The sequence below is a fragment of the Pseudonocardia sp. UM4_GMWB1 genome, assembly GCF_017312155.1.
Taxonomy (GTDB): Bacteria; Actinomycetota; Actinomycetes; order Mycobacteriales; family Pseudonocardiaceae; genus Pseudonocardia; species Pseudonocardia alni.
Window position 1 is genome coordinate 3,705,280 of the sequence record NZ_QJPN01000001.1, and the last position, 10,865, is coordinate 3,716,144.

The window sequence follows — 10,865 nt, forward strand, 5'->3', positions numbered from 1 at the left end:
GCTCGACCCGACGACGTCCCGAGGCGAGAGGTGAGAACATGACCGCCACCGACGACATCCGGACGACCGCGGACCTGCGGTCGCGGGTGGCCGAGCTGCACGCGGCCCGCGAGCAGATCCGCTCCGGCCCGTCCACCGCCGCGACCGAGCAGCAGCACGCCCGCGGCAAGCTGACCGTGCACGAGCGCCTCGCGATGCTGCTCGACGAGGGCAGCTTCCGTGAGATCGAGCAGTTCCGCAGGCACCGCGCCACCGGCTTCGGCCTGGAGGACCGCCGTCCGCACACCGACGGCGTCGTGACCGGCTGGGGCACCATCGACGGCCGCACCGTGTTCGTCTACGCCCACGACTTCCGGATCTTCGGCGGTTCGCTCGGCGAGGCGCACGCCACGAAGATCCACAAGGTGATGGATCTGGCGGAGTCCGCCGGCGCACCGTTGATCAGCCTGAGCGACGGCGCGGGCGCCCGGATCCAGGAGGGCGTCACCGCGCTGGCCGGTTACGGCGGCATCTTCCGCCGCAACGTGCGGGCCTCCGGCGTCGTCCCGCAGATCAGCGTCATGCTCGGCCCGTGTGCCGGGGGCGCGACCTACTCGCCCGCCCTCACCGACTACGTGTTCATGGTCCGCGACATCGCCCAGATGTACATCACCGGACCGGACGTGGTGTCCGCCGTGACCGGTGAGGAGATCACGCACGAGGAACTCGGCGGCGCCGAGGTGCACGCCACGGAGTCGGGGGCGGGCGCCTTCGTCTACGACGACGAGGAGTCCTGCTTCGCCGACGTGCGGCACCTCGTGTCGCTGCTGCCGTCGAACAACCGCGAGCAGCCGCCCGTGGCCCCCACCGCCGACCCACCGGACCGGGCCACCCCGTCGCTGCTCGACATCGTCCCGGCCGACACCACCCGCGCCTACGACATGCGGGACGTGATCGCCGAGGTGGTCGACGACGGCGACCTGTTCGAGGTGCACGCCAACTGGGCCACCAACATCGTGTGCGGTCTGGCCCGGCTCGACGGGCACACGGTCGGGATCGTGGCGAACCAGCCGGCCTCGCTGGCCGGGGTGCTCGACATCCACGCCTCGGAGAAGGCGGCCCGGTTCGTCTCCACCTGTGACTCGTTCAGCATCCCGCTGGTCACCCTCGTCGACGTGCCGGGTTTCCTGCCCGGCGGCGACCAGGAGCGCGGGGGGATCATCCGGCACGGCGCCAAGCTGCTCTACGCCTACTGCGCGGCCACCGTCCCGCGGGTCCAGCTCATCCTGCGCAAGGCCTACGGTGGCGCCTACATCGTCATGGATTCGCGCTCGATCGGAGCGGACCTGTCCCTCGCCTGGCCGACCAACGAGATCGCGGTGATGGGCGCCGAAGCCGCGGCCAACGTCGTCTTCCGGCGCGAGATCGCCGCCGCGCCCGACCCCGAGATCGCCCGAGCCCAGCGGATCAAGCAGTACCGCAACGACCTCATGCATCCCTACTACGCCGCCGAGGCCGGTCTCGTCGACGACGTGATCGACCCCTCCGACACGCGCGCGGTCCTCGTCGACGCGCTGTCGATGCTGCGTGCCAAGCGCGCCGAGCTGCCGGTCCGCAAGCACGGCAACCCGCCGACGTGACCACCGCGGCGGGCCCCGGACCGCGGATCCTGATCACCGGTGGCAACCCGACCCCGGCCGAGGTGGCCGCCGTGACCGTGGCGCTGTGCACCCTGGCCGGGCGGAGCCGGGTCGCCGCGGCACCCCACCGGCACCGGCGGGCCGCGTCCTGGCCGGGTGCGGACGGCTACCGGGCCCCGACGAGCTGGTCCGGCCAGGGCGGGTACCAGGCGCCCGCGAGCTGGACCGCGCGCACGTGACGAGCGCCGCCCCCGGCACCGGGAGCGGCGGTCAGTCCGCCCCCCGAAGCGCACTGCGCCCGCTGACCCCGAGCTTGCGGTAGGCGCTGGTCAGCCGTTTCTCCACGGCCCGGCGGCTGACCCCCAGCTCCTCGGCGATCATCTTGTTGGTCGCCCCGCCGACCACCCGGTCCACCACCTGCCGCTCGGCGTCGGTCAGGGCGTCGACGACGCGCCACGCTGGGGACTCCTCCCCGTCGTCGCCGGTACCGGCCGCCGGCTCGACCGTCGGTACCGGCGTCGCGGTGTCCGGGTCCCCGGCCCCGGCCTCCTCGAGGCGGCGCAGACCCCGACGCAGCAGCGCCTCGCCCTCGGGGGCGCCCGTGCCGGCGAGGTGTCGCCCCAGCACGATCTCGGCGCGACCGAGCGCGGCCGTGTCCGCCGAGTCCCTGAGCACCTCGACGGCCTCCCTCAGCTGGGTCGCTCCCGCGGCCCCGCCGACGAGCGAGCCCCGCACCCGCAGGGCACGCCCGAGTGCGGCGGGGGCACCCCACGCCCGCGCCAGTGCCAGCTCCTCGTCGGCCCATTCCAGCGCGGCCCCCGTCGCACCACGGCGGCGCAGCAGCCGGGCCGCCCAGCTCCGCCACGGGAACAGGGCCGGGTTGGACCAGCCGAGGTGCTCCAGGTGTCGCCCGCAGTCGAGCAGGCACTCCAGCGCCAGGTCCTGCCGGCCCGCACGCAGCGCGCCGGCCGCGCGCACGAGCTGGTGGGTCGCGTGCGCGACCAGACCACCGCCGGGCGGCCGCCCGGCGGGCTCCGGGCCGAGTGCCGGCGCCCGGGCCTCGATCGCCGCGGCGATCAGCGCGGTGTGGAAGGCGGCCGATGCGGGGACCCCGCGCTCACGCAGGACCCCACCGGGCAGCGCCGCCGCCGCCGCGGGCCGCCCGCGGGCCAGCAGGACCAGGGCGAGCTCGTCGGCGGTGGCCGCCGCGGGCGATGTCGGGTCGGGGACCAGCCAGTCCTCCAGCGGCCGCGGCCGGTCGGCGGCGACGAGGGCGAGCACCAGCAGGCCACGTGGCCCGTCGCCCGGCGGGATGCCGTGCGGGGGCCGCACCTCGCGCGCCGGTGTGATCCGCAGCAGGCGTTCCCCGAGGTGGGCGACGTCGGCCGCCGGTACCCCGCCGGTCAGCGCCGCGGCGTGCAGCAGCACGCCGACCAGCTCGCGACCGGCCGCGGTGCTGAGGTGCTCGTCCGGTGCGGCCACGACCTCGCGCAGCAGCGCGCAGGACCGGGCCAGCCCCTCCGGGTGCTGCTCGTCCAGCCGCCGGGCGCGGGCACGGATCCGGACGGCCACCGTGCACTCGTCGTCGACGACCGGGTCCGTTCCGGCGTCGGCCGCACGGACCGCCTCCTGGACCCGCGCCGGCACCTCCCGCACCGTCGACGGGTCGATCAGGGTGAGCGCGACCGCCCGGTCCTGCGGCGAGGCGAGCAGCGGCAGCGCCTGGGACACGTGCCGGACGGCGGTGCCGGGCTCGGTGAACCGCTCCGCCGCGGCCAGCTCGACCAGCAGGGCCCCGCGCTCGTGGCCACGCACGTCGCTGTCGAGCAGGGCCCGGCGCAGGTACCGGACCGCGACCGGGTCGTCGTCGTGGTCGTCGGCCGTGTCCGGGCGGAGCGCGGTCGTCGTCTGGTGGGCCGCGGCCCGCAGGACCTCGACGGCCCAGCCGTCGAGCGGGGCGGCGACCGCGAGCAGGTGCGCGGCCACCTCCTGGGCGTGGTGCCCGGTCTCGTGCAGCAGCCGCGCCGCGCGCAGGTGCAGCCGCTCGCGCTCGGCGGGGTCGGCGGCGACGTCGCGGACCAGCGGGTGGGTGAACCCGGTGTGGTCGTCGGTGAGCAGACCCTGTTCCGTCAGCTGCCCCTGCACCGCACGCAGGCCGTGCGGGTCCAGCTCCGCCAGCCGCGCCACGACCGCCGGGTCGGCGGCGGGCCCGAGCACGGCCAGGGCGCCCAGGTACCGGCGCGCCGCGTCGTCCTGTGCCCGCAGGCACCGGGCGAAGCGCTCCCGCAGGCCGGCCGGCCGGGCCGAGCGCACGGCGGGGATGCACGCCGCGACCGGGCCACCGCCGGCCGCGACGACCTCGTCGAGCACGGCGCGCAGCACCGACGGCACACCTCCCGAGACCTCCTCGCACACCTGCAGGAACTCCGGGTCGCCCGCGCGACCGAAGCGCCCGGCGACCATCCCGCGGACCGCGGCGGGTCCCAGCGGCCGGGACCGCAGCGGTACGGCGGACCCGGCCAGACCGCGTACCGGCGGCCGCCCGGCGCCCGGGTCGCCGTGCAGGGTGGTGCCGACGAAGGACACGGGCAGGTCCGGGATCCGCGCGACGAGCCGGTTCAGCCACCGCAGCGACGCCGTGTCCGCCCACTGGAGGTCGTCGACCAGCACCAGGACCGGCCGTTCGGCGCCCACGGTCGCCAGCAGCGCCTGCAGCTCGCGCACCCGGTCCTGCTCCTCGTGGGTCTCCGCCGGGTCGAGCGGTTCCGCCGCGAGCGCCGCGGGCAGCCTCCCGCCGGACGCCGCCAGCCACCGGGTGCGGGCGTCCTCGCCCGCGGCGGCGAGGAGCGGGTCGAACAGCTGCCGGGCGACTCCGAACTCGAAGTCGCGCTCGACGAGCGCCGACGCGGCCCGCAGCACCGTCAGCCCGGCCCTGCCCGCCGCGACCCCCACCGCGTCGAGCAGGGCGGTCCGGCCGCTGCCGACACCGCCGCCGACGACGACGGCCGCGCCGCTCCCGTCGGCGGCCCGGGTGACGGCGTCGCGCAGGGTGCCCAGCTCCCGGTCACGGCCGTGCAGCACGCGCCACCCCGTCCCCGAGCGGCTCCCCGACGGCGGTGGGATCGTCGTCCAGCCCGGCCAGGACCGCCTCGGCCGCCGCGACCGGGGCCGGCGCGCCCCACCGGAGCGCCAGCCGGAGCTCGTCGGCGGCCAACCGGCGGGCGGCCGCGGGCGACCCACAGGCCAGCAGCGAGGTCGCCGCCGCGGACCGCCACGGCGCCAGGACCGGATTGACCCGGCCCCGGTCCAGCAGCAGCCGACCGCACCCCATGTAGTGCTCCACCGCGTCGCGGTGGCGGCCCTGCACCGACCGCACGCGCCCCCGCGCGTACTCCAGCAGGGCCGCACCGGGCCGTACTCCCCCGGCGGCGAGGTCGGCGAAGGCCGCGGCGTCGGCAGCCTCCACGTCGGGCTCCGCCAGGTGCACCAGCACCCGGGCGGCCCCGGCGAGCGGGTCGGGCCCGTCGGAGGAGACCGGGGCGACGGCGGCGGCCCGCAGGTCCCGTCGTGCGCCGTCGAGGTCCCCCGTCCGCAGCTCGACCAGTGCCGACACCGCGAGTACGGCGGGCGGGACCGGGCGCTCCCGGGTGATCTCGAGCAGGAGGTGGTGCATCGCCTCGCCCGCCTCGTCGGCACAGCCCACGGCGTCGAGGGTGAGCGCCGCGACCACCTGCGGTATCGCCGGGAGGACGCCGCTCGGGCCGGTCAGCGTGGCGCGGGCCAGCCGGGTGGCACGGTCCCGGTCGCGGCCGCGCAGGACCAGCGACCACGCGGTGGTCCCGCGGGCGACCGGACCGTCGTCGTCGGAGCCGGCTGCCGCCGTGGCGACCGGGCCGTGCAGCACGGTCCGCCGGTCGAAGCCGAGCTCGTCGGTCAGCCGGGACAACGACAGCAGGTCCGCCCGCGCCGGCGCGTCCTCCGGACATCGACGGACCGCGATGTCCAGCGCCTGCCGGGCCGCACCGACCTCCCCGGCGGACAGCAGCAGGTCGACCGCTCGGGCCCCGTACCGGCTCGCCGCCGGGTCGGTGTCCAGGGTGATCCGCGAGAGCACCCGCGCGGCCGTACCGGGCGCGGTGTGCGAGCGCGACAGCGCCAGCTCCACCAGCAGCGCCCCGCGGAGCGGGTCCGGCAGGGGCTCCTGCAGCGCGCGCTCGGCAGCCGCGCCGGCGTCGGCGGGCCGGTCCTCGGCCCGGTGCCGGACCGCGACCCGGTGCAGGAGCTCGGCCGCCCAGGGCTCGCCGAGCGCGGGAGCGTCGAGCAGGGCGCGGGCGATGCGCTCCTCGGGCAGCCCGGCCCGCGCCGCGAGGCCTACGGCGGAGCCGAACAGCGCCCTCCGGTGCCCCGGCTCGATGCCGGCCAGGACGACGTCGGTGACGCTGCGGTCGGCGGGCAGCGCGTGGTCGGTGCCGCGGACCAGGCCGGTGGCGGCCAGCGCTGCCCGGGCCCCGGCACCGGTGGACGCCACGGGGCCGCCGACCCGGTGTCGCACCGGCTGCAGCTCGGATCCGCACACCGCCGCCGCGCGCAACGCCTCGACCAGGGCGGGGGGCAGCCCGTCGAGGACCCGGGCGACGTGGTCGCGCCGGGCGGTGGCCGCGCGACGCACCAGTTCCGGCACGGCGGCCGCGGTCGGGGGCACCGCGCGGTCGAGCCCGGCCAGGGTCGCCCGCAGCACCGCCGGGTTGCCGCCGGTGCAGCGACGGGCGAGGACGGTGAAAGCGCGGTCGGGAGGCGTCGGGTACTCGGCGGTGACCACCTCCCGCACCGCGCCGAGGGAGAGCGGCCCCGTCCGCAGCACGACGTCCGACGGGCCGGTCGGCGAGACGGCCCAGCCGAGACCGTCGTGCGTGCCGTTCAGGGCGACCAGAAGGCCGACCGGCGCCTCGCGCCGTCGCCGGAGCAGCATCTGCAGCCACTGTCCCGTGTCCTCGTCGGCCCAGTGCAGGTCGTCGACGACCAGGAGCACCGGGCCGGTGCGGGCGAGGTCGAGCACAGCACGGCACCACTCGTGCAGGACGTCGGCGCCCACCGGCCCCGACCGGGGCGGCGCGGGTACCGGGCCGAGCCGCTCGACCAGACCGTGGCCCGTCGCGAGCGGGCACCCGGTCTCGGCGGGGACGGCCCGCGCGGACAGCACCCGTACCGCGCGGTCGGCGGCACGCCCCGACGCACGGCGGAGCAGGGCCGAGCGCCCCGTACCGGGCTCGCCGGTGATCGCGACGAACGGTGATCCCCCCGCCACCAGCGCGTCGAGGGCGCGGTCGAGCTCGGCGCAGGCGGCGTCCCGTTCGCGCAACACGCCGTCGATCATGCGCTGCGGACCCGGGCGGCATCGACGATCCCGGCCAGGGCGGCCCGGTCGGTGACGCCGAGCTTGCGGAACGCGCTGGTGAGATGGACCTCCACGGTGCGCAGCGTGACGAACAGCGCCTCCGCGATCTCGCGGTTGCGGGCGCCCTCGGCGGCGAGGGCGACCACCCGGCGTTCGGCACCGGTCAGCGGGTCCAGCGGGGAGCCGGTGGGCGGGCGCATCCGGCCACCGGCCTGCACGAGCAGTTCCCGGGCGACCCGGGCCGCCCGCAGCGCCCCGCACCGGGCGGCCAGGGTCGCCGCCCGGCGCAGCTGCTCGCGGGCGTCCTCGGCGTGGTCGGACACCAGCATCGCCCGGCCCAGCAGGTGGTGGGCGAGGATCAGCTCGGTCCGGGCGGGCGAGCCCTCGAGCACCTCCACCGCCTCCCGGAGCATGTCCTCGCCGCGCGGACCGGCGGTGACCACACCGCGGGCCAGCAGCGCGAGCCCCCGCCCGCGGCCGGTCCCCCAGCGCGCCGCCCGTTCGGCGCCTCCCTCGACGATCCCGTGTGCCTCGTGCGCCCGGCCGGTGTCGGCGAGCAGGACGGCGGCGTGCACCCACCACGGCGCCAGGACGGGGTTCGCGATACCGGCCGCGTCGAGGCTGTTCCCGCAGCGGCGGTAGGTCGACAGGGCCCGGTCGACGTCGCCGACGTCGGCGGTCGCCCCCGCCCGCGCCATCAGGTAGTCGTGGTACTCCCAGGCGAAGTCCTCGAGCCGGGGCCGGACGATCCCGTCGAGCAGCTCGAGCGCCGCCTCCGGGTCGCCCTGCTGCTGGCGCACGTTCGCCAGTGCGATCGTCGGCACCACGGTGTTCCCCCGCCACGCCTCCTGCTCGGCGATGTCGAGCGCCGTGCGGGCGTCGGCCTCGCCCTCGGCCAGGCCCCCGACGACGACGTGGTTGGTCGCGCGGGTCCCCACGGCGAGGCTGTAGGTCCACGCCGAGGCCTGCTCGCGGCTCTGCACGACGAGCCGGTCGAGCACCGCTGTCGACTCCTCGACCTCGTCGGCCAGCCGCAGCACCAGCGACGAGGCCAGCACCGCCCAGCCGCCGAGGGTGGCCTCGTCGACCAGGAGCACCCGGCGCGCGAGGTCCACGGCCGCGGCCGCGTCGTCACCGTCCATCGCCAGGGTCACCGTCATCATCGCGAGCTTCTGGCGCTCGGCGGGAGTGCGGCCGGCGGGCCGGGCCATCCGTCCCATCCGGTCGATCGTCGCGGCCACGGTCTTCTTCTCGTCGAGCCCGACGACCAGCAGCGCGGCCTCCACGTGCGTGCGCAGCTCGGTCGCCTCGGGACCGGGGTCGGCCGGGAACTCGCGGTCCATCGTGTCCAGGACGTCCTGCAGCACCCGCACCGCACGGGGGGCCTGCTGCACCGCCAGCGAGGTCATGGCCAGCTGCACGGCGGCCTGGGCACGCGAGGGCAGGTCCACGGCCCGGTCGAGCGCGTCGCGCAGCTGCGCGACGGCGCGCTCCGGCTCGTGCTGGGCCAGCGCCGCGGCCAGCCGGGTCCGCGCGCCCACGTCGTCGGGTCGGGCCGCGACCACCGGTTCCAGGTAGCGGGCGACGGCGGGCCGGGCACCGCGGTGCGCTGCGGCGGCCGCGGCCTCCAGCAGCACGTCGACCATCCAGGGCTCGCCGGCGCCGGGCAGGACGAGCAGGACCGCCGCCACCACCTCGGCCGGGCGCCCCGCGTCGCTCAGCACCCGGGCGCCGCGCCGGCGCAGGTCGTCGAGCTCGTCCCCGGGGAGTCCGCGCAGCACCGCGGTGCGCAGCAGGTCGTGCCGGAAGTCCGACCGGTCGGGGGCGAAGACCTCGGTCCGGACGAGCGTCGCGACCGCGTCGGCCACCGACCCGGCGGGCACCCCGGACAGGGTCGCGAGAACCGTGGTCTGCTCGGCACCCACGACCGCGACGGCGGCGGCCACGGCGCGGACGTGCGGCGGGGCGTCGAACACGTGCCGTTCCACGAGGCCGTCGACCACCTCGCGCCCGAGCCGGTGGATCCGGTCGGTCGCGCCGTCGCCGGTCACCGGGCCCAGCTCGGCGACCAGCTGCTCGACCAGCAGCGGGTTCCCGCCGGAGGCCTCGGTGAGCGCGTCGAGCAACGGCGCCTGCGGCGGCTCGGCTCCCGTACCGGCACCGCGGGCCACGGCGAGCCGGGCGACGCCGGACCGGTCCAGCGGGCCCACCTCGGTCACCGCCGCACCGGCCTGGGTGCGGATCTCGGCGAGCCGGTCGGGCAGTGCGCCCGCTCCGTCGGTCCGCGAGGCGAGCACCACCCCGAGCGGGAGACCCTCCGACCGGCGCAGCAGGAATCCGAGGAAGGCCAGCGAGGCGTCGTCGCACCACTGCAGGTCGTCGACGACGAGGACCAGCGGGCCGCGAGCGGTGTGGTTCACGGTGAGCCAGTAGAGGCCGTGCAGCACCGGGTAGAGGTTGTCCGGTCCGGCACCGCCCGTCGCCTCGTCCAGCGCCGGTGCACTCCACCGGGCACCGCCCTCGAGCAGCGCCGGGTCGACCGGGCCTGCGCCGGCCAGGGCCCCGAACAGCTCCCGGACCACGGCGAACGAGATGTCCGAGGTCCGTTCCCGCCCATGGGCACGGGCGGTCCGCACGCCCGCCGGGACCTCGGTGCAGAAGCCGTCGAGCAGCACCGACTTGCCGATCCCGGGCGGTCCGACGAGCAGCCGCACGACGTGTGAGCCGGCGGCGGCGCCGGCACCGGCCGAGGCCAGCCACGCCGACTCGGACCCCCGACCCACCAGGCGCACGCCGCGATCGGTGGCATCGGACATCCTGGGCTACCTCCACGAGCGACCGGTCCCGGCCGGGCGGACCCGGCTCGACGATCTTGAGCCTAGGAGATCCCACCCGTGCCGGATACCGGCCGCCGCGTGTCGGTACGGTGACCGCGCTCGCTCCTGCGGGATCAGGACGACGCGGTGAGGACCGTGCGCAGCATGGCGATGATCGCCGGGGCGTCGGAGCCGAGGAAGAAGTGCCCGCCCGGACGGACGTGCAGATCGAACGGTCCGGAGGTGTGGTCGCGCCAGGACTCCGCCTCGTCCCGTGAGGTCTTCGGGTCGCTGTCCCCGGTCAGGACGGTGATCGGCGCGGCCACGGTGGCCCCGGGGGTGCAGCGGTAGGTCTCGATCGCCTCGTAATCGCTGCGGATGGCGGGCAGGATCATCCGGAGGATCTCGTCGTCGCCGAGCAGCGCGGTGTCGGTGCCCGCCAGCAGCTTCAGCTCCTCGACGACCTGCTCGTCGCTCAGCCGGTGCACGTGCTCGTCACGGACACGCGAGGGTGCGCGCCGGCCGGAGGCGAACAGGTGGGCGATCCGCCCGCCCTGGGCCTCGTGCCGCCGCGCGACCTCGAACGCCAGGGTCGCGCCCATGCTGTGGCCGAAGAAGACCGTGGGGCGGTGGCCCCGCAGCGAGTCCCGCAGCGCGCCGTGGACCTGGTCGGCGAGGGTGTGGAGGTCAGCGGGGCTGGTCTCGCGGCGCCGGTCCTGCCGGCCCGGGTACTGCACGGCGAACACCTCCGCGGTGGTCTGCAGCTGCGCCGAGACCGGGAAGTAGAACGAGGCCGAACCGCCCGCGTGCGGGAAGCAGACGAGCTGCACGGGCCGCTCCGGTGCCGGGTGGAAGCACCGGACCCACAGGCTCTCCTCGGTGGCGGTCGTCGTCATGGGGTTCCTTCCTCGCGGACGCACCCGGCGTGCTGCCGGACGACGTAGCCAGTGAACCGGCACCGCGGCCGGTGAATCCCTAGTCCTGGCCTCGGGGGCGGGACGACCGCGCCGGCCGGCCCGCCCCACGGGAGGCACC

The 10,865-nt window shown here is 76.9% G+C and carries 6 protein-coding genes; 2 read left to right on the forward strand and 4 right to left on the reverse strand.

Annotation, left to right across the window (positions count from 1 at the left end; all coding sequences use genetic code 11):
• Positions 1 to 38 precede the first annotated feature (38 nt).
• Entirely contained in the window at positions 39 to 1,619 is a 1,581-nt protein-coding gene (locus tag DMP15_RS17640) for an acyl-CoA carboxylase subunit beta (RefSeq protein ID WP_073575122.1), read from the forward strand.
• Positions 1,616 to 1,858 (forward strand): acyl-CoA carboxylase epsilon subunit, encoded by a 243-nt coding sequence (locus DMP15_RS17645; protein WP_073575123.1) that lies wholly within the window; start codon positions 1,616 to 1,618, stop codon positions 1,856 to 1,858. The genes DMP15_RS17640 and DMP15_RS17645 overlap by 4 nt, the downstream gene beginning before the upstream one ends.
• 31 nt (positions 1,859 to 1,889) lie before the next feature.
• Here DMP15_RS17645 and DMP15_RS17650 read toward each other — a convergent pair whose 3' ends face one another.
• From DMP15_RS17650 to DMP15_RS17665, 4 genes are all read right to left on the reverse strand, one after another.
• Positions 1,890 to 4,700 carry an AAA family ATPase gene (locus tag DMP15_RS17650; protein ID WP_337826186.1) on the reverse strand — a complete coding sequence of 937 codons (2,811 nt, stop codon included), beginning with the start codon at positions 4,698 to 4,700 and terminating at the stop codon, positions 1,890 to 1,892.
• Positions 4,684 to 6,981 carry an ATP-binding protein gene (locus tag DMP15_RS17655; protein ID WP_337826187.1) on the reverse strand — a complete coding sequence of 766 codons (2,298 nt, stop codon included), beginning with the start codon at positions 6,979 to 6,981 and terminating at the stop codon, positions 4,684 to 4,686. The genes DMP15_RS17650 and DMP15_RS17655 overlap by 17 nt, the downstream gene beginning before the upstream one ends.
• A gap of 8 nt (positions 6,982 to 6,989) precedes the next feature.
• Entirely contained in the window at positions 6,990 to 9,830 is a 2,841-nt protein-coding gene (locus tag DMP15_RS17660) for an AAA family ATPase (RefSeq protein WP_337826188.1), read from the reverse strand.
• A 134-nt stretch (positions 9,831 to 9,964) separates the two neighbouring features.
• Positions 9,965 to 10,726 carry a thioesterase II family protein gene (locus DMP15_RS17665; protein ID WP_337826189.1) on the reverse strand — a complete coding sequence of 254 codons (762 nt, stop codon included), beginning with the start codon at positions 10,724 to 10,726 and terminating at the stop codon, positions 9,965 to 9,967.
• Positions 10,727 to 10,865: the final 139 nt, after the last annotated feature.

What these genes read in the sequence shown, in the direction of transcription:
- DMP15_RS17640 (WP_073575122.1), top strand. Translation starts at nt 39, where the DNA reads ATGACCGCCACCGACGACATCCGGACGACCGCGGACCTGCGGTCGCGG.
- DMP15_RS17660 (WP_337826188.1), bottom strand. Translation starts at nt 9,830, where the DNA reads ATGTCCGATGCCACCGATCGCGGCGTGCGCCTGGTGGGTCGGGGGTCC.
- DMP15_RS17665 (WP_337826189.1), bottom strand. Translation starts at nt 10,726, where the DNA reads ATGACGACGACCGCCACCGAGGAGAGCCTGTGGGTCCGGTGCTTCCAC.